Raw genomic sequence first — 23,845 nt, 5'->3', positions numbered from 1 at the left:
CAAGTATTGCATACATCCCATTAGTAATCATTTTCATCAATTTACGTTATAAAAAGTCATACTAGTCATTTTGGTATTTCCCTTTGAGGTATTTTATTCTATCTTTAGAAAATTCATAAAGCGAAATCCCAAACTTAGCAAATCCACATGTTACAGTGATTTGTTTAAATAAGAGTAAGGTTATAGGATCGGAGTTTAATTCAAGAAATAAAGCAGATAAAAAAGAACCATCAGTACTGAAAATTTTTAATGCTGCTATAGAAGTGATGATGGTCAATATTGAATCGTTAAAGTTTTTTATGGAGTTCGTTTTAATATGCCAATATATGATAATTAATGCACCAATGAATGAAAGTATATAATACCAATCGGAGGGTAGTTCTTCTAACCACTTAACAAAAGACATATGCTGTAATTTTTTATTATTAGCAATAAGTAAAATTATAATTGGTGTGACTGTAAATATTCCAACAAAAACTAATAAATCGATGAATATGCGGCCTATGAAGATTTTCTTCTCCACATCGTTATCGGTATTTGTAAGTTTTTTAGCTACATTGTTCATAATTTTCTCCATTAACAGTTCAATAATCAAATTGTTTGAATTAATTATTACTAAATAAAATCTTCAATTATTTTCTGATTGTAATCGTCTAAATAATTTTGCAGTTCGTTTCTATCAACTAAGCGAACCCCCGCAGATTCTGCAAGTTCTTTTGCAGATTTCGTAAAGTATGAATTAGTAACCACCATTGCTTCGTCACAAGAGTAAAAAGTTTTTGCAGAAATAGCTTGTTGTACTGCTGAGTTGCCAACCGAACCAGAATAATTTTTTGCTTGGATAACAATTTTTTTATCGAAGCGAGTGACGAATAAATCTGCACCTTGATCTTGGGTTCTCTTAGTTTCTTTAACATCATATCCAAGAATCTGGAATATTTTGACTAAAAAGTCTTCAAATTCAAATCCATTCATCGAATCTACTGAGTACATATTAACATATTTATCGGGATTGAAGTGCTCAAGGCGCGTAGCCAACCTTTCGACTAAAATGTCAAAGTATATAGTTTCACAGATTGATATATATTTTCTAACATTATCAATCGATATTAATGGTGTGCCTGGAGTGTTTTGAGCATTCTCATTGAAATCTAATGCAGGGAAAGTTATTTTATTGTTCCAGACAAAAAATAGAAATAAAGATAGATCCGCTCTAAAGGTTGTTCCTGCTTCTTCAATCCATGATTTTAAAGATTCTGTGAGTGTAGGTTTGATATGCCTTTTGATCTCATTCGCAAATCCACTATATAAAGCGTTGAATGATGTGGTAAGTAAAAGCTTGTCCAAAAGCATTGGCATCTCTTCTAACTCATCAAAGCCCTTCCGAACAAGTACTTCGCGGAACAAAACAAAATCAGAGTAGTTACTTTTGTCTTCAGTCAGATTATTCTCTGAACTCTTATCATGTGAAAATTTTGTCGTGTAAATGAAATTTGTGAAGTAAGGATCCTTAAACGTTGCATATTTATCTAGAACATTTTGAAGGAGACTATTGAGTTGGGATTGCTCTTTCTTTTTCCCGAACAGGTCTTTTATAACTCCTTTTGACTGATATTGAAATTCTGGATAAAAAGAAGGGTTAAGAGGTATCATTTCTTCTGATGTTATGGGGATGTGTGTTTTTGTACCCCATGATTTCGTTGCCGTTGGAACTCCGCCAGAGCACCATGGGCAAATAATTTCAAAAGATGTCTTACTACATGAATAACATTGATAAATCATAAAGTGTTGTCCATTTCTTTTAAAAAAGTAAGTCAACGACAGCTATTTATTAAGTGAGACACGAGAGTGGTATTCTTGTGTCTCAAATTTCTGTGCATTTAGCGGCCTTAGAGTGCAAACCACTAAATTAGTATCATATGATATAGTACATTGGTTCTTTATAAATAATCTTTTTCTCGCTTTCCATTTTTAAAATTATGGAAGAGATAAGGTTTTTCAAAGTACTGCTTGTAGACTTGAAGCCCATAGCCCTTGATACAGAATTGATTAGCTCGTCTTGGGTAGCTCCGAAGCTTTTATTGATAATATCGATAATTCCTGCCTCCATTTCCTTATTAGATATGTTTTCCGACTTTCTTAATCCTGCTGATTTAACATTCGTTCTGTCTCTCAATGTTATGGAAAGACTATCGTTGTATAAAAAGTCATCTTCTAGGCAAAATGAAGAATTTGAAGTTGTGATTTTTATTGCATCTTTAACAATGGCCTCAATACGAGCCCCTGCACGTTGTAGACCCCATGCTGACCTGATACGTGTGATCACTTCATTCACATGTATTGGGGCTTCAACAAGAACAATTTGCTCAACTATCTTAGCGAGCACGCCAACTGGGGTCTCATGAATCTGGAATCTTGTATCAACGTCAGGAACGGCCTCAACATATGCCACAGCTTCATTGAAACTGCCTTCAATTTTCTCAAGACCAATCTCTGTGACAGTCTCTCTTTCAACTGTCACTATCTCGACAGGTACAGCTCTTGACCGAGATAGAGAAGTTTCAGAACGATTTTCGAGCTCTTTCTTAGCCGCCTGAATAGCAGATAGAGTTTTCTGTAGTTGCTCTTCGGGGCGCTGGAACCAATCCGTGCTCCAAATCCTGTGAATGATCCAACCATGATCCTCAAGCACTGCCTGGCGTAAGCGGTCTCTTTCTCTCGAAGAACGGGAAGAGTGGTAAGTCATACCATCGCATTCAATCCCGATAAGGTAGCGGCCCGGCATATCAGGGTCGGCAATGGCTAAATCAATAAAGAAACCTGCAATACCGACTTGAGGGTGAACCTGGAAGCCTTCTTTTTGCAGAGCATTTGCAACCTGTTCTTCAAACACACTGTCCATTGAACGGCCACTCTGCTCTGCTACTGACAAGCGACCTGTTCTTGCATATTGCAGGAAAAGTTTAAAAGCGAATACACCTCTGCCTTTAGCTCTTTCAAGATCGATATCATCGTCATCAATAGAGGCATAGACTTCGCAACGCCTTTTAGCGCGACTGATTAGAACGTTCAAACGTCTCTCACCGCCCTCAGCTCCAAGGGGACCAAATCTCATTGCCATGTAGTTTTGTGGATTTCGGGCATATCCAACAGAAATGATAATGACGTCGCGTTCGTCACCCTGAATGTTTTCAAGGTTTTTAACAAAAAACGGTTCGCTTGGGTGCGCATAGAAAAAATTCTCGAACTCAGGGTTCAGCCTGCGAAGCAGTTCAAGCTCGTCCTGAATACGCTTTCTCTGGGTAACAGAAAAGGTAGCAACACCTAAAGATAGATGAGGGTGGCTTCTTGCATGTTCAAGAATTGCTGTTGCTACGCGTTTTGCTTCGTTTGCATTGCTTCCAGATTCGAATACGCCATCTTCAACTTTATGGAAACGTAGGCCCATACCTGCTTCTTGTGTATAGGGGCTGGGAACTATAAAAAGCTTGTTTTCATAAAACTGGCTATTCGACACAGCAATCAATGACTGGTGACGACTTCTGTAATGCCAGCGAAGCATTTTTTGAGGCAACCCTCTGGCAACAAAAAGTCCCAGTATGCTCTCAATGTCTGCGACTTGTGCTGAGTCTTCATCATCCTGCTCATCTGCGGAACCTGTCATTTTGGCGAAGAAAGAAGTTGGAGGTAACTGACGTTCGTCTCCGACAACAACTATCTGCTTACTTCGTGCAATAGCTCCTAATGCATCTACAGGTTGGATCTGACTGGCTTCATCCATTACCAGTAAATCAAACGACTGCTTACCTGGCACTAAAAACTGGGCAACTGACAGAGGACTCATCATCATAACTGGCTTTAATGCCTGAATAGCTGCTCCAGCTTTTGTCATGAGCTGTCGAATCGCCATATGACCGCGTTTGCGTGCCATCTCACCCCGCAGTACACCTACAGGCCCTACGCCAACTTTAGAGGGAATTGCTCTGTGGTGAGCTCTTACGACTTCAAAACTCGAAGCTTTAATTCTTCGCAGATCCATCTCAGCGAAGCTTGCTACTCTTCTTGAATGCAAATCACCATCAAAACGAGCCAGTTCTGGCTCATCTTCGACCATTAAAGACAGAATTGAGTCGAAATAAGTTCTGTCAAAAGTACCTAGTAAACGTTCGGAGGAAATAACTCCACTACTCAAATCGGAGATTAATGGATAAATACCAAATTTTTTCGCCAGCTCTACACGGTTTTGCCAGGCAACCCATTTTGAAAGTTGTTCAGAATTATCTATCCAAAGAGTAATCTTGTCATAGACTAAATTAAATGGTATTTCATGAACATTTTCATTTTTGAAAATTGATCCATAGGAAGATTTAAGAGAAATAATAACTGATGTGAGTTTGGCAAACTGCTCTTGAATAGACTCACTCAAACTTCTTGATTTATGAACTAAACCCTGTCTGTCATCTATTTTAGATGCTAAGATTCTTAAGTCATTATTTGATTCAATCCAGGAATGAGATTGAAGTAACAGATCCCAGTCACTGTTTTCTTTCAACCATAATGGATACATGGTTGACTGAGCTAAATTATCAAAAGTATTAATGATATTCATTTTTTGCTGGGCGCTTGATAACAAACTCAACAATTCAATACGATCAGAAACAGAGGATTCATTTTTGACGAAAACATCTTTATACGCGGAGTCCATAGTGCTTAGCACATCAGACTTTACAAGGAGTGATTCCAGTGGAATGCTTTTAACGGAGTAATAGTTATCAAAATACTCTTCTGGCGTGGCTCCCAATGAATCCCAAAGAATACGGCTTTCATCTAAAACTTCATGGGTGAGTTTTTTAAGCTGACTCACTTGATATGCTAAGGCGTCTTTGTTGGAGAGGCGACTTGCAATTATTCGGGCTTCAGAGTTGATACCACGTAAGGTACGCATCCATTCGACAAGTGATTTCAGCAATTCACTATCGCTATTCTCACCTCGCCAGTCTGAACCAAATGCAGACTGTCCAAATTCATTCAAATCAATGATGGATTTTCTCAATTTCTGTGCTTTTATCAACAGATCGAGGTACTCAACCTGCTGAGGGATCGTCAAACCTTTATCATTTATCAATGAAAGGGTAAGCTTTTTCGACTTTCGCCATTCGCTATTAAGGAATTTAAAAGCGCCAGTGTTGTTTTCAAGGCTGTTTCGTGTGCTTTCTACATCTGTTTCCCACGCCTTTTCAACAAAGATGAGATTGATTTTTTCTTTATAAATACTAAGTTGTTTAATATCTGCAACCAGACTTGCCGCTTTTTCAATACCACCTTCCCAGACAGTGGCAATGAATGCTTCTGGACTCACATTTGGAGCCTGAGTAATACTTTCACCCAACTCAATAAGACTTTCAATCTCACTTAAACTCGAGAATCCGTTTTTAGAACCCAACTCCTGCTGCAATCTTGAAGACTCTTTTAAGATTTTAGGTGTAAGTGTCTTCAGTTTATAGGCAGTAGTAAAAGCATTAATATTAATATCTACAGGTAATTTACGATAGTCTTCTGAAAGGCTGGCGACCTCGGTGTTGAATTTATCTGCATGTAATTCTTTTTCAAGCTTGCTGTAGAGCTCTTTAAATGAGAATCCAGTTTCAATTAACGTCTTTGTCTCATCTTTAGAAGTGGCCCATAATGGCGAACTTAATGATTCAGGTGATAAATTAGGCGCTGAGTTAATTAATTCAGCTATTAGAATGAATTCCTGTAACTCTTTTAATGAGCCTATATGATAGGCTTCATTGGTAAGTTTAGAAAGATTGATAGACTCTTCAATAGAATCTGAAAGTTCAGACTTCAGGTTCATTAATGAAGCAGTGAGTCTTTCAACTTCACTAGGAAGTATCTCAGTTCTATCGATACCATTCCATGGGTGCGAATCAGGAATGCCAATATCACTTATCCTCTCAATTAATTCATCGATAAGTGCATGTCTTTTGGAGAAATCGTCATTACTCCATGATTCATACTCGCTAAGCTTATAATCGTTAGGATCAAAACCTGATTTTCTGAGACGTACCAGTTGCGCCATAACCTTATATGGCGTTAAGCCAGATGGCATGTACGTTTTATGAATTCTTGCGGGGTGATTGTTTAGGATATCTCGGCTTTCTGTGAGATTATTGACTAATGTATCTGGAAATTCTCCTCGAGGTGAACCGAGTTCCCAGACTCGCTTCAGTTCTTCAAGAAATGCTCTTTTGCTGGTTTTATTGCTATGTAGCTCTAAACAAGCATCTCCAACACCCGCCTGATCAAGTCTGCGCTTAACTACTTCAAGGGCCGCCATCTTTTCAGCTACAAACAATACTTTTTTACCGTCTGCTACAGCTGAAGCTATGATGTTTGCGATTGTCTGAGATTTACCAGTTCCAGGAGGACCCTGAATAACCAAGCTTTTACCATTACGTACTTCGTGAATGGCAAGAGTTTGTGAGCTATCACTGTCCAAAATATGAAGCATTTCTCGGGGGGGAATGACTGAGTCAATTACAATGTCGTCAGAGATTAACTCTCCACCAGAGAAGCCTGTTTCTAAAAGACATTTTATTGATTCCTGATCTGTGATTTTTGAATCCGAAGGCCAGTTATCAGGATCTAAATCTGTATACATCATAAATTTAGCATAGGAAAACAGACCTAGATTGACTTCATTTTCTAATACTTCCCAGCCTTTATTCAATGAAATAGTTTGCTTGATTTTAGCAAAGTAGTCCGTTAAAGAAAACTCATCATCGATATTTAGTGAGGGTAAAGTTATTTGGTGAACGCGGTTGAGGAATGTCTCAAGCGACAGGTTGCTAATGATGTCCTCATCCCTGACTTTAATTTTAAAGCGCTCTCCTGCTTTAGCTCGCATTAATTCAACTGGCAACAATAAAATAGGGGCGTGGCGTATGTTTGTTTTGTTATTAGGATCTATCCATTTAAGCGATCCTAGAGACAGAAAAAGGATGTTTACGCCTTGCTCTTCTTCAAGGGTTTTAGAGTCATAATATAAATCTAATAACTTTTTTTGTAATGTCTTTGGCGTGAGCTTGGTCTGGAGTTTAGTATCATTATGGTTGGTTTCAGAATCATTTAAGAAAATAATATCTTCGGACTCTGAGTCTATCTCACTGTTATCATTGTTTTCATCTGTCTTTTTATCTTCTCGACCATGAAGAAAAGTGAAGGACTTGCCTTCTTCAAAAAGCATCTTGAACAGAATGTCAGACCTTTCATTAACTACTTCCAAAAATTTTGTAGTCTTTGATTTTGGTATGTTAAGTAAACGATTTCTAGCTGTCAGATCGAGTAACTCTGCTCGCGACTTTTCAAGTTTCTGGCTGAGTGACAGATTGGAGTTTTTGTAAAGTGAGCCTTCAATTTCGTCCATTACGCATAACCTTTGAATTGAGAATTTTACCTTGCTTATCAATGCATTACCACTTTATAGCTAAGTAACTAAAATTTTTCTATACATATTAGAGTGTTTTGATATGAAAATTAAGAGTTTTCTAATTAATATTGGTTAGTATTTTTTACTTCTTAAAAATCATGTGTTTAAGTAAGGCCGTATAATTTGTAGCTAAGGTTAAAGGAGTTTGACATAAGTAAGATTGATGCTTTGGTACTTTAAAGGTCAAAAAATAGGTAGCCAAGTTGTAGGTAACTTATATCCACCCAGCATAACGTTGTGAAAAAGATTTGGTTGGGCTTAGAAAATTTTATGCCTAATGTAGGTACAGGTGCATTATTAGGTAGTCTATTGGGTGCTTTAGGTGGCAATGAGGAACTTGTTTCCAAATATAACTAATGTTAATTTACGCAAGTATTTGATTTTATTGTTTATTTTTTAATAGCGACTTTCGAATATTGGTAATAGTGCTTGAAGCGAGTTATGTATGACTCCGGTTATGTTTGTTCACTACTCAGATTATGTGTCTAAAACCCGGCTGGATTCGAGTGTAACCCTCCAGCCAAGCAATACGATACTCAGATAGTATTTCGGTCAAAACGAGATTTAGTATTAATTGTATCTATGTTCATCTTGCTATGAAGTCTTAAAAATTAGACCTTGATCAAATACCCACCAGTTTGTCAAAAGATCTCTTGATATAGCCAACTATTGCTCATATTTTGAACGGAAGGGTTCCCTCTTAAACGTTCACAGGAGAATTTCTATGGCACTTAAGCCTGGTCCGAAACGTATTGCTGACTCAACAGGTCAACCTGACCAGCGTCAGCGTGATAACAAGAAAACTCCGGGAAATAACCCAAAGGTAAAGCCTAGTAAAAATTCCAAACCATAGTTACATTTTTAAGTAGTACATAATAAAAAAGCCTTTCGGGGCTTTTTTTATTTCCATAAAAAACCAATAAAAAAATCATCAATACTAATCTAAGCCAGAGTGAATGCTATAATTACCGCTTGCTGACAGTTCAACATGTCCGCCCCACCAAGCCATCATTTCTCTTCGTCGATCAAGATATTGAGAACGGTTGTAAGCTCTCCTGACCTCATTAGTATCAATGTGAGCCAGTGCTGCTTCGATTACATCAGGTTGAAACCCCTTCTCATTGAGAACAGTTGAAGCAATCGATCTCATACCATGCGCAACAAGGATGTCCTTGAACCCCATGCGTTTAAGCGCCATGTTTGCCGTCTGGCTGTTCATTGGTTCCAGCGGATTGCGGTATCCGGGAAAAACGTGTGGTCTGTGCTGGCTGATTGGCTTCATAACTTCTAGCACAGCAAGAGCTTGCTCAGATAGCGGAACAATATGCATGCGTTTCATTTTCATGCGACCGGCAGGGATGCACCATTCCTTTGTCTCGAAGTTGATCTCATCCCAGCGTGTCATCGCCGCTTCTGCCGGTCGTGTCATTGTAAGGAGCTGCCATTCGATAAGACAGCGCGTCTGTCTGCCAATACTCGCAAATGCGAGCTTCTTCATAAGCAGAGGTAGCTGTTCAGGTAAGAGGGCGGGGCGGTGTTTTACTTTTGGTTTATGGAACGTCTTACCGATTTTTGCCGCTGGGTTTGAAGTCACTAAGCCAGAGTTCAAAGCGTAATCCATAACCTCATTAATACGCTGACTCAACCTTTTAACAGTTTCGAGTCTGCCTGCCGCATGAGTTGGGCTAAGGGATCCAATGAACTGTTGGGCTGTAATGCTGGAAATAGGCATAGAGCCAATATGTGGAAACACATATTTACTCATTGAACGCCAGATATCGTTAAGAGTGTGAGTTGTTAATCCTGCTGCCTCTTTGGTTTTAAACCACTCAGCAGCAACTTTTTCAAACGTACTTTCACTCACACTCTTCTGACGAAGTTGCTCTGCCTTTTTGTGCTCTTGAGGGTCAACTTCTTTCCTAAGAAGAGCGCGGGCTGATTCACGATTTTGGCGGGCTTCGGAAAGCGAAACGGAAGGGTATGAACCAAAGCTGATCATAGCCCGTTTACGAGTGAAGGGTTTGTAATAACGAAACCGCCAGAGTTTTGAGCCTCCGGGAGTTACCTGCAGTTCCAGACCATCCCCGTCATAAAGAACCAATGCTCGTCCAGCAGCTTTGGCGTTCTTCACTTCGGTATTGTTTAAGGGCTTGGTCTGTCTTGCCATGAGCAGTCTCCATTCTGTTCCTCGGAAGGCTTAGGCATATCAAAAGGCAGTCTTAGAAACGTATGCCCATGAGTATGCCTAAATCAGGTGGATTCCACTGTATCAATCAGGATTTCACTAGACAACAGAAAAACAGCAGGTTTCAACAACCTACTGTTTAAACTGTTTTTTATGGTTCTCTCTGGACTTCACCAGACAAAACGTTGGGAGAATTTGGTCGGCACGAGAGGATTTGAACCTCCGACCCCCGACACCCCATGACGGTGCGCTACCAGGCTGCGCTACGTGCCGACGCGTGAGCTAATAGTACGCAAATTCGCTACGATTGCAAGCGGCTAACACGTTGACTGCTATGAAAATAGCCAACGTTGCCGTCTGGTTTACGCAGAGCAGGGCGCGGGAAATAATCTTTAAAACCCACGCCTCAGTTAGCGATAAAGCGTTTCTCTTCCGTCAGCACCTGCAACAGCAGCGTCAGCTGCGGCTTGTGATCTTTCAACCGCTGGCCCTGAGCATCCCAGGCGGTATAGCTGCCGTTGCTGTTCAGCTCCAGCATCAGGTTCGGCGTAGTCACCACCAGCTGGCCGTCATGCATACTGGTTATCCAGTTATGGCTGCGGCGCACGGCAAACAGATCTTCGCCCTGCGAATAATCAGAAGCTGGCGTACGCACGTGCAGCAGCCGCTGCATCAGCGTAGTCATAATATCCTGATGGCTGGTCAGCTTATCAATCTGCTGCGATGGCGTATTCGGCCAGTGGATCACCAGCGGCACCTGTAGGTTTGCACGGTTGCCCATATCGTCATCGTCGTTCAACGCCACGCCGTGCTGCGCCGTGATCACCACCACCGTATTATCCAGCAGGCCTTTCTCCTGTAACGTGGCGAGCACGTTCTGGATTTGCACATCCACCTCTGCCGCACTGCGCGCGTAGCGCCGTGCCGCTTCTTTCGCCACGCCAGCGTTTTTGCCGCCGGACAGAGAAAGATAGGAGAACCAGGGGGCGCTTTTCGCTTTCTGCGTCTCCAGCCAGCGTTGCCACTGCGCAACGGTTTGTGCATCGGACTGGCTTTCTGAAGTGGGCAGCGAATAGTCCGCCAGCAGCGCCTGACGATAGAGCGGCGAGGCAAAGCCGTCGCTGGCAAACAGGCCAAACTGGTAACCCTGTTTCGCCAGCGCCTCCGTCAGCGCCGAAGGCACGCGCGAAGAGAGCACGCCGTCCATATAGCCTGCCGAAATACCGTAAAAGAGGCCGAACAGACCGCTGTCGGCCTGGCTGCCCGCGCTGAAATGCTGCGTAAAACGCACGTTGTCCTGAGCGAACCGGGCCAGATGCGGCAGCTGTTTCGGCATCGTGGCCTCGTTCAGGCCATCCACGGTGACGATCAGCAGATTGCTGCGGGCGCCGCCATCGCGGAAAGTAATATCGTTCAGCGGATAGGCGACCGAAAGCGCCTCCGGATTACCCTGCTGCACCAGCCTGCGCTGATACTCCTGCGCATCCAGCAGGCCATGGCGTTCCAGAAAGCGGCGGGCCGTCATCGGATAAGAGAGCGGCAGGTTGGAACGCTGCATGGTGACAGGCCGATAGAAATTCGCATCGGCCCAGATATACATCAAATGGCTGGCAAAGAACGTGACGATAAACAGCACGGCCAGCGGCTTGCCAAAGCTGCGGCGATTCAGGCTGCGCAGCTTTTGCCAGCTCCAGGTAGCGAACAGCATCTCGACCAGGAAAATAGCCGGTACGCTGATAAACATCAGCTGCCAGTCACGCGCCATTTCGCTTTGATCGGGATTGACCACCAGCTCCCAGACGACCGGGTTGAGGTGCAGGTGGAAGCGGGCGAACACCGCGCTGTCAATAAGCAGCAGCGTCAACCCGGTGGTAGCGATGATGGCGGAAAGAAAGCGCAGCAGTCTTTGCGACATCACCACAAACGTCAGGGGAAAAACAATCAGCAGATAGGCGGCGAAAACAATAAAGCTAAAATGGCCTGTCCAGCTGGTAAACGCATAGATACGCCCGACCAGCGAGGCAGGCCAGTCGGCAACAATCAGATAGCGACTACCCAGGATAAGGGCAAAGATAATGTTAAACAGGGCGAACCAGTGCCCCCAGCCAATCATCTGGGAGACTTTATCACGGTAGCGCGGCTGACTTGTTACCATAGCGGGATCACATCAGTGTGCTTTATCTTCACGTACCGAAGCCTGAAGCGCCTCGGCAAATGAACGCGCAAGCGCGCGGCGTTGCTCCGGAGCAACGCTGGTGTTCAGCAGGTTAGTCACCATATTGCCCAGCACCATCAAAGAGAGATCGGTGGGCGCCTTGTCTTTTTCAAGCACGTTGACCATTTCGGCGAGGAGTTTTTCCACGCGGTCGTCGCTGTAACGGGATGATTGTGGCATAGCGTCAAATTTATCGAGTATTAAAAGGCGGCATCTTACCGTAAAAGCGCGATTCTTTCTGCAATTTTATCATGTGGAAAAGGTTAATGTTGTTGCCTGTTGATCCCGACCACGCTCGGTGATTGAATACGCGCTTAAGTTTAAAGGAGAGTTTACATGAGTCTGGATATCGAGCAGATTGCCCTTCATCAGATGATTAAGCGTGACGAGCAGACGCTGGAGCTGGTGCTGCGGGAGTCGCTGCTGCCGGCCACTGGCCCGGTTACGGCGATGATGGAGGAGCTGCATCGCGTCTACAGCGCCAAAAGCAAGGCTTACGGCCTGTTTAATGAAGAGAGCGAGCTGGCCGACGCGCTGCGCAACTGCCGGAAGGGCCAGGATGATTTTCTGGCCTTCAGCCGCGCGGCGACCGGACGTTTACGCGACGAACTCGCTAAGTATCCCTTTGCGGACGGCGGCGTCGTGCTGTTTGCCCACTATCGCTATCTGGCGGTGGAGTATTTGCTGGTTGCGGTGCTGAACAGCCAGAACAGCATGCGCGTTAACGAAGAGCTGGATATCAGCACCACGCACTATCTGGATATCAACCATGCGGATATCGTGGCGCGTATCGATCTGACCGAATGGGAAACCAATACGGAATCAACTCGCTACCTGACCTTCCTGCGTGGCAGAGTAGGGCGCAAGGTCGCCGACTTCTTTATGGATTTCCTTGGTGCCAGCGTGGGCCTGGATACCAAAGCGCAAAACCGTGGTCTGCTCCAGGCGGTGGACGACTACTGTGCCGAGGCGGCGCTGGATAAAAACGAGCGTCAGAACTATCGCCAGCAGGTTTACAGCTACTGTAACGAACAGCTGCAGTCGGGCGAAGAGATTGAGCTGGAAGGCCTGTCGAAAGAGCTGGCGCCGCTGGGCGAAAAAACCTTTCAGGATTTCACCCAGGAGCAGGGCTACGAGCTGGAAGAGAGCTTCCCGGCGGATCGCAGCACGCTGCGCCAGCTGACGAAGTTCGCCGGCAGCGGCGGCGGGCTGACCATTAACTTTGACGCCATGCTGCTGGGCGAGCGCATTTTCTGGGATCCGGCTACCGATACGCTGACCATCAAAGGCACGCCGCCTAATCTGCGCGACCAGCTACAGCGTCGCAGCGGCGGCAAATAAGCGCAGCGGCAGGGATGCCCGCTGCTGACAAACGCCCATAAAAAAACGCCGCATTAAGCGGCGTTTTCTTCACACAGAGATCGGTCGGCGATTAAGCGCGAACGAAGTCGATGTGGTGCAGTTTTGGCTTGAACGGGTGACGCTGTACAGCCTGCACTTTTACTTTAGTTTCTTTACCGTCAACAACCAGAGTCAGCACGTCGGTGTAGAACTCAGGCTTAACCTGCATGTTCATCACGTAGTCGTGATCCAGTTCGATAGCTACAGCTGCTTCGTTACCGCCATAGATGATGGCCGGGAATTTGTTAGCTGTACGCAGGCGGCGGCTCGCACCCTTACCCTGCTCTTTACGTTCTTCTGCATTGATAGTGAACATTGTTCAGTCTCTTTCTAAGTAATTATCCTGCTACAGGCGACCCAGCAACAGGTTGGATTGTTCAGCTTTCGCCAGCGGCAAAAGCGGGGCGCATTGTAGCAGGCAAGGCCGGTGCGGGCAACGCATTAAACACCGTGTGCCCTAACGGATCTCATTAGCGCGTCGAAAACGGCCCTGATAATCGAACACTTTTTCACGGATCTGCCAGAAATTGCGCTGTTTGCGGGCCACCACAAAATCGGGATGGCGTAGCAGCGGCTGCATCGCTACGATATCCGCCGCGTTTTCCCAGCCGAGCGGCACGCCGGGCGCTCGCTGATGCGGCCGCATAAACAGCTGCTCGAAGGCTTTGCGCTGCGCGGGCGTGCTCAGGCGGAAGCGCTCGCTCACTTCGGTTGCTTCCTCATCGAAATAGCGCGCCTTCAGCCACTCGCCTTTCTCATCGCGACCGTTTTCCAGCACCATCGCAGCGCAGCGCAGCACCAGCGCATCCTTCAGCTTTAGCGCCGCTTTCAGCATATCGTCGGGATCGACCAGCACCGCGTCGCACTGATGGCAGCGGCGGGCGGCGATATCGTTCTCGGCGTTGCAGTGCGGGCAGCTTTTAAAGCGGAAGCGGAAGTCGCACTGCTCGCGCTCGCCGTCGTCGTCTTCCATCACGCCCTGACAACGGCGGCCAAAGTGCTCAATGATGGTGCCGTCGGCGGTGGTTTTGCCCCAGAACGTATTGGCAAAGCCGCAGGCCGGGCAGAAAACCTGCACCGGTTTATTGTCGCTTTTGCCCTTGGGCGCGCCCACTTCCGGCGTAAAGATATCGTGCGGATTACCCGCGTAGTCCAGGATCAGGCAGTCGGTTTTGCCAGGGCACAGCCGCAGCCCGCGTCCGACAATCTGCTGATACAGGCTGACCGATTCCGTAGGGCGAAGGATGGCGATAAGATCGACGTGCGGCGCGTCAAAGCCGGTAGTCAAGACCGCCACGTTAACCATGTAGCGCAGCTCGCGCGCTTTAAAGGCGGTAATAAGGGCATCGCGCTCGGCGGCGGGCGTGGTGGCGCTGATCAGCGCCTTGCTGTCGGGCAGCAGGCCCAGCACCTCTTTGGCATGCTCGACCGTGGCGGCAAAAATCATCACGCCCTGGCGATCCTGCGCAAACTCAACGATCTGCTGAATAATATGCGGCGTAATGCGCTGCTGCTGCTTCAGCTCCAGGTTGAGATCCGCCTCGCTGAACAGGCCGTTTTCCCTGGCGGTCAGGCGGCTGAAATCGTACTGCACCACCGGCATATCCAGCCTTTCCGGCGGCACCAGAAAGCCGTGTTTGATCATATAGCGCAGCGGCAGCTCGTAGATGCAGTCGCGAAACAGCGCCCGCTCGTCGCCGCGCACCATGCCGTGATAGTGGAACTGATAGATCCAGCCCTTGCCCTGGCGATAGGGCGTGGCGGTCAGGCCCAGCAGGCGCAGCTGCGGATTGCGCTGGCGCAGATGGTTGAGGATCTGCTGGTACTGGCTGTCTTCGGCGTCGCCAATGCGGTGACACTCATCCACAATCAGCAGCGAAAACTCGCTGTCGAACTGCGCCAGATTGCGGGCCACCGACTGTACGCTGCCGAACACCACCTTGCTGCGGCTCTCTTTCTTTTGCAGACCGGCGGCAAAGATATCGGCCTGCAGGCCGTAAGCCTGATATTTGCTGTGGTTCTGCGCCACCAGCTCTTTGACGTGCGCCAGCACCAGCACGCGTCCGCGCGCCAGCCGCGCCAGTTCGGCGATCACCAGGCTTTTGCCCGCGCCGGTCGGCAGGACAATCACGGCGGGCTGGTGAGAGCGACGGAAGTAGCTGAGCGTGGCGTCAACGGCTTCCTGTTGGTAGGGGCGCAGGGTAAAGGACATGATTAAATCCGCGAGCAAAGCCGCATTATGCCACGAAAGTCCGCTCCGTGCGCGCGCGCCTCTGTGCCTGAGCCGCAACTCCCGATATACTTCTGCTGTTACTCTCTTCTGACGTTCCCTACAGGAACGGTGAATTCATTCATTGAAACAGGCAGTGCAGATTTAATGCGACTTGATAAATTTTTATCTCAGCAACTGGAAGTCAGCCGGGCGATTGCCGCTCGCGAGCTGCGCGCGCGTAAGGTGACGGTTGATGGGGAAGTGGTGCGCGAAGGGTCTTTTAAGCTCAGCCCGGAAAGCGAAGTGGAATATGACGGCAATCCGTTACGGCTGCAGATCGGCCCGCGCTATTTTATGCTGAACAAGCCGCAGGGCTACGTCTGCTCCACCGACGATCCGGATCACCCAACGGTGCTCTATTTTCTGGAAGAGCCCACCGCGTATAAACTGCACGCGGCAGGGCGGCTTGATATCGACACCACCGGCCTGGTGCTGATGACCGATGATGGCCAGTGGTCGCACCGCATCACCTCGCCGCGCCATCACTGTGAAAAAACCTACCTGGTGACGCTGGAAAACGCGCTGGCCGAGGATACGGCGGAGCAGTTCGCCGCAGGCGTGCAGCTGCATAACGAAAAAGACCTCACTAAGCCAGCCAGCCTGGAAGTCATCAGTGAAAATCAGGTGCGGCTGACCATCAGCGAAGGGCGCTATCACCAGGTAAAACGGATGTTCGCTGCGGTGGGTAACCACGTGGTGGCGCTGCATCGCGAGCGTATTGGCGATATCGTGCTCGATGAGGAACTGGAGCCGGGCGAGTATCGCGCCCTGACGGCGGAAGAGATCGCCAGCGTGAGACTGCCCGCAGAATTAAAATAAGGAAACAGGGATGCGTAAGGAAAAGAACTCGTCGGCGGGACTGGTCGTTATTCTTGGCCTGCTGGCTATGCTAATGCCGTTGTCGATCGACATGTATTTGCCTGCGCTTCCGCAAATCGCCCGCGAATTTGGCGTGTCGGCCGGCAGCGTGCAGATGACGCTGAACCTCTATATCCTGGGCTTTGCGCTGGGGCAGTTAATCTACGGCCCGCTGGCCGACAGCTTTGGCCGCAAGCCGGTGATAGCCGTGGGCACGCTGATTTTCGCCGTCGCGGCGGCGGCCTGCGCGCTGGCGCAAACCATCGATCAGCTGATCTTTATGCGTTTGCTGCACGGCCTGTCGGCGGCGGCGGGCAGCGTGGTGATCAGCGCCCTGATGCGCGACAGCTACTCGAAAGAGGAGTTCTCGCGCATGATGTCCTTTGTCATGCTGGTCACCACCATCGCGCCGCTGCTGGCGCCTATCCTGGGCGGTTGGATGCTGCTGCTGTGGAACTGGCACGCCATCTTCTGGGCTATCTCGCTGGCCGCCGTGGTCACCACGCTGCTGGTGGTCACGCAGATCAAAGAGACGCTGCCGCACGATAAGCGGCAAAAATTCAATATGCGCACCACGCTGCGCAACTTTCTGTCGCTGTTTCGCCACAAGCGCGTGTTCAGCTATATGATGGCCAGCGGCTTTTCCTTTGCCGGGATGTTCTCTTTCCTTAACGCCGGCCCCTTTGTCTATATCGAGCTGAACCATATTTCGCCGCAGGATTTTGGTTACTACTTTGCGCTGAACGTGGTTTTCCTGTTCCTGATGACGCTGCTGAACAGCCGCTGCGTGCGCCGCTTCGGCCCGCTGGCGATGTTCCGTCTGGGGCTGCTGATCCAGTTTACGATGGGCATCTGGCTGGTGGTGGTCAGCGCACTGAACCTCGGTTTCCTGCCGCTGGTGTTTGGCGTGGCAATGTTTATCGGCTGCGTGGCGATGGTTTCTTCTAACGCCATGGCGGTGATCCTGGAAGAGTTTCCGCATATGGCGGGCACCGCTTCCTCGCTGGCGGGCACGCTGCGCTTTGGCGTGGGCGCGCTGGTCGGCGCGCTGCTCTCCACCATGACCTTTACCAGCGCCTGGCCGATGGTTGGCTCCATTTTTATCTGCGCCGCGTTTTCCGTGCTGCTGTTTATCTACGCCACGCGCCCGCGTAAAAGCCGTCAGCGCAGCTTGCCATAACATCGACGCCCGCATCCGCGTAACAGCCTGACCCGCTTAATCCTCGCCAAAACGGGAAGCCTTGCTTCCCGGCTTTTCTGAAGCTTTGCTTCCCGGCTTTTCTGAAGCCTTGCTTCCCGGCTTTTCTGCTGATACACGCTATAATGTTGCCTTATTGTAAAAATAACTAAGCTTAAATTACTTTTGTGCAACAAAATTGATTGTTATTACGGCGCCGACGCGGTAAAAATGAGAACAAAATCACGAACTGGCGGTACTAAGCCCTCGCAGATGGGGTATGTCCACGACCAGAAACAGGCAGAAATGATGATGGCTACGGGCTGGGGAGTAGGGGTGAACAGATTACAACATTCGGTGGTGCATCGCCTGCCGCAAAGCTATCGCTGGGGAGCCGGAAAGCGGCTGGAGCCGCGTGCGCTCAGTGGTACAGAGGCGGAGGATGACCTGGTAGGCCTGAGCCTGCTCAGTCATCAGGGCGTACAGGCCTGGGATATCATGCAGATGCTGAAAGAGGCGCTGGCGGAAATTCAGCTCGACTGCGCCGTGGTCGAGTGGGAAGGCGAGCCGTGCCTGTTCGTGGCGCGTAATGATGAATGCGCCACTACCTGCCGCCTGAAAAACTTTGGCGTCGGCATTGCTGAAGCCTTTAAAAATATACCTGCCTGAGCCAGGCCTCAGGCAAGCGCAATTAGCTCCTGCGTATAGCGCGCTTTCGGCGCGGTAAAAATAGTTTCGCAATCGCCTTGCTCCACGACTTCTCCCTGGCGCAGCACCACCACCTGGTGGCACAGCGATCTGACTACGCGCAGATCGTGGCTGATAAAAATATAGGCCAGCTGACGATCCCGCTGGAGCTTTTTCAGCAGCGCCAGGATCTGTTTTTGTACGGAACGATCCAGTGAAGAGGTTGGTTCATCCAGCACGATCAGCCGCGGCTGAAGGATCAGCGCGCGCGCGATGGCGATGCGCTGCCGCTGTCCGCCGGAAAACTCCGATGGATAACGATGACGGGTTTCGGCATCCAGTCCCACTTCCTGCATTGCCTGGATCACCAGCGCCTCGCGCTGTTCCGCGCTCAGTTCAGGCTGGTGCACCTGCAAGCCTTCCGCAATGATCTGCTGCACGTTCAGCCGGGGATTGAGCGCAGAATTCGGATCCTGAAAAACCACCTGCATTTCCCGACGTACCGGCAGCATTTGCCTGCGATCCCACTGGTGCAGCGGTCTGTCGCCCAGCCAGATTTCGCCTTTGGCCTCGATTAGCCGCAGCAGCGCCAGGCCGGTGGTGCTTTTGCCCGAGCCGGATTCCCCGACCAGCCCCAGGCTTTCGCCCGGACGTAGCTCAAAACTCAGCGACTTCAGCGCCTGATGCGCACCCACTACGCGGCGCATCAGACCCTTTTTCAGGGAAAAAGCGACGCTGAGGTTGCTGACCTTCAGCAGCGGTGGCGCCGCGCTGTCAACAGGATCGGGGCTGCCTTCCGGCTCCGCATCCAGCAGCGTGCGGGTATAGGGATGTTCGGGCGCGCTGAACAGCTGGCGACTGGTATTGCGCTCCACGCCCTGGCCGTTACGCATCACCAGCACGTTGTCGGCCAGCTGCCGCACAATATTCAGGTTGTGGGTGATAAACAGCAGGCCCATATTCATCTCCTGCTTCAGCTCCTTCAGCAGAACCAGGATCTGCGCCTGCACGGTAACGTCCAGCGCGGTGGTCGGCTCATCGGCAATCAGCAGCTGAGGCCGCGTCAGCAGCGCCATCGCAATCATTACCCGCTGCCGTTCGCCGCCGGAAAGCTGATGCGGAAAATCGCCCATTCGCCTGGCGGGCTGCCGAATGCCCACGCGATCCAGACAGCTAAGGATCTCGGCCTTCGCCGCCGCCGCGCGCATGCCACGGTGCAGCGATAACACCTCATACAGCTGTTTTTCAATGCTGTGCAGCGGATTCAGCGACACCATCGGCTCCTGAAAAATCATCGCCATACGGTTGCCGCGCAGGCCGCGCAGCGTGCGCTCGTCGGCCTTCAGCACGTCCTGACCGGCGAACAGGATTTCGCCCTGCGGATAGACCACCGGCGGCGTGGGCAGCAGGCGCATCATCGACAGGGCGGTCACGCTTTTGCCCGAGCCGGATTCGCCCACCAGCGCCAGCGTCTCGCCCGCTGCGACGCTCAGCGACAAATTATCGACAACCTGACGCTCAACGCCGGCCTGGCGAAAGGCAATGCTTAAGTTTTTGACGGTCAGCAACGACATCAGTGCACCTTACTGGGATCGAAGGCGTCACGAACCGCCTCACCGATAAAGATCAACAGCGACAGCAGGATCGCCAGCGAGAAAAAGGCCGCCATGCCGAGCCAGGGCGCCTGAAGGTTATTTTTGCCCTGTAGCAGCAGCTCGCCCAGCGAAGGCGACCCCATCGGCAGCCCGAAGCCGAGGAAATCCAGCGAGGTCAGCGTGGTAATAGAGCCGCACAGAATAAAGGGCAAATAGGTCAGCGTCGCCACCATCGCATTCGGCAGCATATGGCGCAGCATAATAGTCCGGTCGCCGACGCCCAGCGCTTGCGCGGCGCGAATATAGTCAAAGTTGCGCGCGCGTAAGAATTCAGCGCGCACCACGCCGACCAGCTGCATCCAGCCAAACAGCACGTTAATGGCCAGCAGCCACCAGAAGCCGGGCTGCACCACGCTCGACAACAAAATAATCAGAAACAGCGTGGGCATCCCCGACCAGACTTCGATAAAGCGCTGGCCCCACAAATCTACCCGCCCGCCATAATAACCCTGACAGGCGCCGACGATGATGCCGACTACGCTGGACATCAGCGTCAGCATCAGGCCAAACAGCAGCGAAATACGCGTGCCGTAGAGGATCCTTGCCAGCACGTCGCCGCCGTTAGCATCGGTGCCCAGCCAGTTTTGCAGCGAGGGTGGCGAAGGGAAGGGGACGCTGGAGGCGAAATTGATGGTGCCATCGCCAAATTTGATCGGCGCCCAGATGGCCCAGCCTTCCTTATCCAGGCGGGATTTCAGCCACGGATCCTGATAGTCGGCTTTGGTCGCCAGCTGGCCGCCAAAATCGGTTTCGCTGTAGTCCACCAGCAGCGGAAAATAGAAGCGATGATCGTAGCGCACCAGCAGCGGCTTATCGTTAGCCAGCAGCTCGGAGCCAAGGCAGAGCACAAACAGAACGGCAAAAATCCACAGCGACCAGTAGCCACGACGGTTATGTCGAAAACGCTGCCAGCGTGCGTGATTAACGGGGCTTAATCGGCTCATCAGCGACCTTCAAAATCAATGCGCGGATCGACCAGCGTATAGGTGATATCGCTGAGGATATTCAGCAGCAGGCCGATCAGGGTGAAAATGTAAAGCGTGCCGAACATAACCGGATAGTCACGCTGAATGGTGGCGTCGTAGCCCAGCAGGCCCAGCCCGTTCAGAGAGAACATCACCTCAATCAGCAGCGATCCGGTAAAGAACATGCTGATAAAGGTGGCCGGGAAACCGGCGATCACCAGCAGCATGGCGTTGCGGAAAACGTGACGGTAGAGAATTTTGCTCTCGTCCAGCCCTTTGGCCCGCGCCGTGACCACGTACTGCTTGCGGATTTCATCAAGAAACGAGTTTTTGGTCAGCATAGTCAGCGTGGCGAAGCCGCCGATCACCGTCGCCAGCACCGGCAGGGTAATATGCCAGAGATAGTCCGTGATTTTGCCGTACCAGGGCAGCGAGTCGAACTGCGCCGACACCAGCCCGCGCAGCGGAAACCAGTCCAGATAGCTGCCGCCTGCAAACAGCACGATCAGCAGCGTGGCGAACAGGAACGAGGGAATGGCGTAGCCGATGATAATCAGCGAGCTGCTCCAGATATCGAAGGCGCTGCCGTTATGCACGGCTTTGCGGATGCCAAGCGGGATAGAGACCAGATAGATAATCAGCGTGCTCCACAGCCCCAGCGAGACGGAAACCGGCAGGCTCTCTTTAATCAGCTGCACAACCGAGCTGCTGCGGAACAGGCTGTCGCCAAAATCGAAGCGCACATAGTTCCACAGCATATCCAGGTAGCGCTGATACATCGGCTTGTCGAAACCGTAACGTTTGGTGATTTCCGCCACCACTTCCGGATCCAGCCCGCGCGACCCGCGATATTGGCTGTCACCGGGCTGAGCATGCAGCGCGCTGCGTCCCTGCGCCTGCGGCGTATTGCCGGCGCCCGGCATTCCGGTAGTCTGGCCGAATTCGATATTGGCCAGCGCCTGATCGACCGGGCCGCCCGGCGCAATCTGCACGATAAAAAAGTTAATCGTAATAATCGCCCACAGCGTGGGAATGATTAATAGAAGTCTGCGTAGCAAATAGGCGCCCAAACTGCTCTCCTTAACGACGCTGGGCCGGCAGCTGCGCGGCTTTATTAACGTCATACCACCAGCTGTCGAAGCCTAAAGAATAAGTCGGCCGCGTGGCGGGCATCGAAAATTTATCCCACCAGGCATAGCGATCGCTGGCACCATACCACATCGGTATCATGTAATAGTTCCACAGCAGCACCCGATCCAGCGCGCGACCCAGCGGCAGCAGCGCGGCTTCATCGCTCTGATGCTGATTTATCTTTTCAATCAGCTGGTCGATTACCGGGCTGGCGACATGCGGCCGGTTGTAGGTGGAATTTACATAGGCGCTTGACCAGTAAATTTGCAGGTTGCTGTCGGGGTAGGGGATAGCCGGGTAGGGCGAAACCAGCATATCAAAGTCGCTTTTGCGCATGCGGGCCAGATATTGCGAGCTGTCTACCTGCCGGATGACCAGGTTGATGCCCAGGCGCGCCAGATTGTGCTGAAAAGGCAGCACCCACTGATCGTTGCCGCCGCTGCGCAGCAGCAGTTCAAAGGTGAAAGGCTGGCCGCTGGCGTTGACCAGGCGCTGATTTTTCAACGTCCAGCCGGCCTGCTCCAGCAGCGCCGTGGCCTTCAGCAGATTGGCGCGATCGTACCCGCTGCCGTCGGTGTGAGGCGGCTGATAAATCTGCGAGAAAACCTCATCAGGAATTTTGCCCTTAAAGGGCGCCAGAATTTCCAGTTCTTTAGCGTCGGGATAGTCGGTAGCGGCATAGTCCGTGTTCTGAAAATAGCTGCGGGTGCGCTTATAAGCGCCGTAAAATAACGCCTTATTCATCCACTCAAAATCGAACGCCAGCGAAACTGCTTCGCGCACGCGGCGATCGGCAAACAGGGGTTTCTGTACGTTAAACGCCAGCCAGTTTGAGGAGGTAGCCACGGTATTCGGCTTTGCGTCTTTCACGATGTAATGGCTGTCGAAATTCCGGCCGCGATACTGGGTGGCCCACTTTTTGGCGGAGCCTTCGGCACGAAAGTCAAACGCGCCCGCTTTAAACGCCTCGAAAGCCACATTGTCATCCAGATAGTAGTCGTAGCGCAGCGTATCGAAATTAAAACGGCCTTTATTGACAGGCAAATTAGCGGCCCAATAATCTTTGACCCGTGACCAGGTCACGGACTGACCGACTTTATAGGCCGACACGCGATACGGCCCGCTGCCGGGTGGCGGCGCAGGTAACGGCTCGCTGAGATTATGATCCTTCCAGAAGCTCTGCGGGAAAACGGGCAGCGTAAGCAGCGAAAGCATCATATCTTTGTTGCCGACCGGCAGCTCAAAGCGCACCGTCAGCTGCGCAATGGCTTTGACCGTGACGCCTTTGTAAAACACCCGAAACTGCGGTACGCCCTGCTGCATAAATTTATTAAAGGTAAAAGCAACATCTTCTGCGGTGATGGATGAACCGTCCTGGTAACGCGCCTGGGGATTCAGCGTGACTTCCACCCAGCGATAGCTATCCGGGTAGCGAGCGAATTCGGCAATCAGCGGATAGTAGCTGCCCACTTCGTCTTCTGAGTTCACGAACAGCGTATCGTAAAGCGTATCCGTGCCCTGCGCCGGATTGCCGCGCGAGGCAAAACGGTTAAAGTTATCGTAAGTGCCGATAGCGGCAAGCGTCGCGCTACCGCCCTTGGGCGCAGCCGGATTGGCGTAGTCAAAATGCGTGAAGTTCACGGCATATTTAGGCTCGCCCAGCTGGGCAAAGGCGTAGCTCTCATGAATTTCTTCAGCCCGTGCCGTCGTCGCGGCGCAGCAGAACAGCAGCAAAGCTAACCAGCGAAAAATCATCTTATTATCCGATCCTGATAAAAAACGCAGCGCGGCCCCCAGCCTGCCAGAG

General features: G+C 50.1%; 16 protein-coding genes and 1 tRNA gene. 4 read left to right on the top strand and 13 right to left on the bottom strand.

The window, feature by feature from the left end; translation table 11 throughout:
- Positions 1-61 precede the first annotated feature (61 nt).
- The 7 genes from AB3U87_RS04695 to AB3U87_RS04665 form a co-directional block, all read right to left on the bottom strand.
- Positions 62-565 carry a hypothetical protein gene (locus tag AB3U87_RS04695; RefSeq protein ID WP_394148542.1) on the bottom strand — a complete coding sequence of 168 codons (504 nt, stop codon included), beginning with the start codon at positions 563-565 and terminating at the stop codon, positions 62-64.
- A gap of 50 nt (positions 566-615) precedes the next feature.
- Positions 616-1,782 (bottom strand): restriction endonuclease, encoded by a 1,167-nt coding sequence (locus tag AB3U87_RS04690; protein WP_394148541.1) that lies wholly within the window; start codon positions 1,780-1,782, stop codon positions 616-618.
- Positions 1,783-1,915: 133 nt separating this feature from the next.
- Positions 1,916-7,429 carry a DUF3320 domain-containing protein gene (locus AB3U87_RS04685; protein ID WP_394148539.1) on the bottom strand — a complete coding sequence of 1,838 codons (5,514 nt, stop codon included), beginning with the start codon at positions 7,427-7,429 and terminating at the stop codon, positions 1,916-1,918.
- Positions 7,430-8,429: 1,000 nt separating this feature from the next.
- A complete protein-coding gene (locus AB3U87_RS04680; protein ID WP_394148538.1) occupies positions 8,430-9,659 on the bottom strand; it encodes an integrase domain-containing protein in 1,230 nt (409 codons plus the stop codon).
- 214 nt (positions 9,660-9,873) lie between these two features.
- Positions 9,874-9,950, bottom strand: a tRNA-Pro gene (locus AB3U87_RS04675).
- 133 nt (positions 9,951-10,083) lie between these two features.
- Entirely contained in the window at positions 10,084-11,832 is a 1,749-nt protein-coding gene (gene yejM / locus AB3U87_RS04670; protein ID WP_394148536.1) for an LPS biosynthesis-modulating metalloenzyme YejM, read from the bottom strand.
- 12 nt (positions 11,833-11,844) lie between these two features.
- Positions 11,845-12,072 carry a YejL family protein gene (locus AB3U87_RS04665; RefSeq protein ID WP_125288209.1) on the bottom strand — a complete coding sequence of 76 codons (228 nt, stop codon included), beginning with the start codon at positions 12,070-12,072 and terminating at the stop codon, positions 11,845-11,847.
- Between the two features lie 156 nt (positions 12,073-12,228).
- Here AB3U87_RS04665 and yejK point away from each other — a divergent pair, with 156 nt between their 5' ends.
- Positions 12,229-13,233 (top strand): nucleoid-associated protein YejK, encoded by a 1,005-nt coding sequence (gene yejK / locus AB3U87_RS04660; RefSeq protein ID WP_370734307.1) that lies wholly within the window; start codon positions 12,229-12,231, stop codon positions 13,231-13,233.
- A 91-nt stretch (positions 13,234-13,324) separates the two neighbouring features.
- On the opposite strand, the gene rplY is transcribed toward yejK, so the two are convergent.
- Positions 13,325-13,609 carry a 50S ribosomal protein L25 gene (gene rplY / locus AB3U87_RS04655; protein ID WP_125288207.1) on the bottom strand — a complete coding sequence of 95 codons (285 nt, stop codon included), beginning with the start codon at positions 13,607-13,609 and terminating at the stop codon, positions 13,325-13,327.
- 141 nt (positions 13,610-13,750) lie between these two features.
- Positions 13,751-15,505, bottom strand: a complete 1,755-nt coding sequence (gene radD, locus AB3U87_RS04650; RefSeq protein WP_394148534.1) for a DNA repair helicase RadD — start codon at positions 15,503-15,505, stop codon at positions 13,751-13,753.
- A gap of 165 nt (positions 15,506-15,670) precedes the next feature.
- Here radD and rsuA point away from each other — a divergent pair, with 165 nt between their 5' ends.
- The 3 genes from rsuA to AB3U87_RS04635 all read left to right on the top strand — a co-directional run bounded on the left by rsuA (position 15,671) and on the right by AB3U87_RS04635 (position 18,269).
- Positions 15,671-16,384, top strand: a complete 714-nt coding sequence (gene rsuA / locus AB3U87_RS04645; protein WP_253459880.1) for a 16S rRNA pseudouridine(516) synthase RsuA — start codon at positions 15,671-15,673, stop codon at positions 16,382-16,384.
- Between the two features lie 10 nt (positions 16,385-16,394).
- On the top strand, positions 16,395-17,603 hold the full coding sequence (locus AB3U87_RS04640; RefSeq protein WP_253459882.1) for a Bcr/CflA family multidrug efflux MFS transporter: 1,209 nt from the start codon (positions 16,395-16,397) through the stop codon (positions 17,601-17,603).
- Positions 17,604-17,936: 333 nt separating this feature from the next.
- The gene (locus AB3U87_RS04635) at positions 17,937-18,269 is read left to right on the top strand and encodes a YejG family protein (RefSeq protein ID WP_253459886.1); all 333 of its coding nucleotides are present in this window, start codon (positions 17,937-17,939) and stop codon (positions 18,267-18,269) included.
- A gap of 8 nt (positions 18,270-18,277) precedes the next feature.
- Here AB3U87_RS04635 and yejF read toward each other — a convergent pair whose 3' ends face one another.
- From yejF to AB3U87_RS04615, 4 genes are read right to left on the bottom strand one after another with little or no spacing between them, the layout of a single operon-like run.
- Positions 18,278-19,861 (bottom strand): microcin C ABC transporter ATP-binding protein YejF, encoded by a 1,584-nt coding sequence (gene yejF / locus AB3U87_RS04630; protein WP_394148532.1) that lies wholly within the window; start codon positions 19,859-19,861, stop codon positions 18,278-18,280.
- On the bottom strand, positions 19,861-20,886 hold the full coding sequence (locus AB3U87_RS04625; protein WP_253459891.1) for a microcin C ABC transporter permease: 1,026 nt from the start codon (positions 20,884-20,886) through the stop codon (positions 19,861-19,863). The genes yejF and AB3U87_RS04625 overlap by 1 nt, the downstream gene beginning before the upstream one ends.
- A complete protein-coding gene (locus AB3U87_RS04620; protein ID WP_253459893.1) occupies positions 20,886-21,977 on the bottom strand; it encodes a microcin C ABC transporter permease YejB in 1,092 nt (363 codons plus the stop codon). The genes AB3U87_RS04625 and AB3U87_RS04620 overlap by 1 nt, the downstream gene beginning before the upstream one ends.
- A gap of 10 nt (positions 21,978-21,987) precedes the next feature.
- On the bottom strand, positions 21,988-23,793 hold the full coding sequence (locus AB3U87_RS04615) for an extracellular solute-binding protein (RefSeq protein WP_253459896.1): 1,806 nt from the start codon (positions 23,791-23,793) through the stop codon (positions 21,988-21,990).
- Positions 23,794-23,845 lie beyond the last annotated feature (52 nt).

The organism is Erwinia plantamica (assembly GCF_043420595.1).
In the GTDB taxonomy this organism is placed as follows: domain Bacteria; phylum Pseudomonadota; class Gammaproteobacteria; order Enterobacterales; family Enterobacteriaceae; genus Erwinia; species Erwinia aeris.
The sequence above is the reverse complement of the archived record's forward strand: the minus strand, read 5'-3'. Positions and strand labels throughout refer to the sequence as shown.

What these genes read in the sequence shown, in the direction of transcription:
- AB3U87_RS04695 (WP_394148542.1), bottom strand. Translation starts at nt 565, where the DNA reads ATGAACAATGTAGCTAAAAAACTTACAAATACCGATAACGATGTGGAG.
- yejM (WP_394148536.1), bottom strand. Translation starts at nt 11,832, where the DNA reads ATGGTAACAAGTCAGCCGCGCTACCGTGATAAAGTCTCCCAGATGATT.
- rsuA (WP_253459880.1), top strand. Translation starts at nt 15,671, where the DNA reads ATGCGACTTGATAAATTTTTATCTCAGCAACTGGAAGTCAGCCGGGCG.
- AB3U87_RS04685 (WP_394148539.1), bottom strand. Translation starts at nt 7,429, where the DNA reads ATGGACGAAATTGAAGGCTCACTTTACAAAAACTCCAATCTGTCACTC.
- AB3U87_RS04625 (WP_253459891.1), bottom strand. Translation starts at nt 20,886, where the DNA reads ATGAGCCGATTAAGCCCCGTTAATCACGCACGCTGGCAGCGTTTTCGA.
- rplY (WP_125288207.1), bottom strand. Translation starts at nt 13,609, where the DNA reads ATGTTCACTATCAATGCAGAAGAACGTAAAGAGCAGGGTAAGGGTGCG.
- AB3U87_RS04615 (WP_253459896.1), bottom strand. Translation starts at nt 23,793, where the DNA reads ATGATTTTTCGCTGGTTAGCTTTGCTGCTGTTCTGCTGCGCCGCGACG.
- radD (WP_394148534.1), bottom strand. Translation starts at nt 15,505, where the DNA reads ATGTCCTTTACCCTGCGCCCCTACCAACAGGAAGCCGTTGACGCCACG.
- AB3U87_RS04680 (WP_394148538.1), bottom strand. Translation starts at nt 9,659, where the DNA reads ATGGCAAGACAGACCAAGCCCTTAAACAATACCGAAGTGAAGAACGCC.
- AB3U87_RS04640 (WP_253459882.1), top strand. Translation starts at nt 16,395, where the DNA reads ATGCGTAAGGAAAAGAACTCGTCGGCGGGACTGGTCGTTATTCTTGGC.
- AB3U87_RS04690 (WP_394148541.1), bottom strand. Translation starts at nt 1,782, where the DNA reads ATGATTTATCAATGTTATTCATGTAGTAAGACATCTTTTGAAATTATT.
- yejK (WP_370734307.1), top strand. Translation starts at nt 12,229, where the DNA reads ATGAGTCTGGATATCGAGCAGATTGCCCTTCATCAGATGATTAAGCGT.
- yejF (WP_394148532.1), bottom strand. Translation starts at nt 19,861, where the DNA reads ATGTCGTTGCTGACCGTCAAAAACTTAAGCATTGCCTTTCGCCAGGCC.
- AB3U87_RS04665 (WP_125288209.1), bottom strand. Translation starts at nt 12,072, where the DNA reads ATGCCACAATCATCCCGTTACAGCGACGACCGCGTGGAAAAACTCCTC.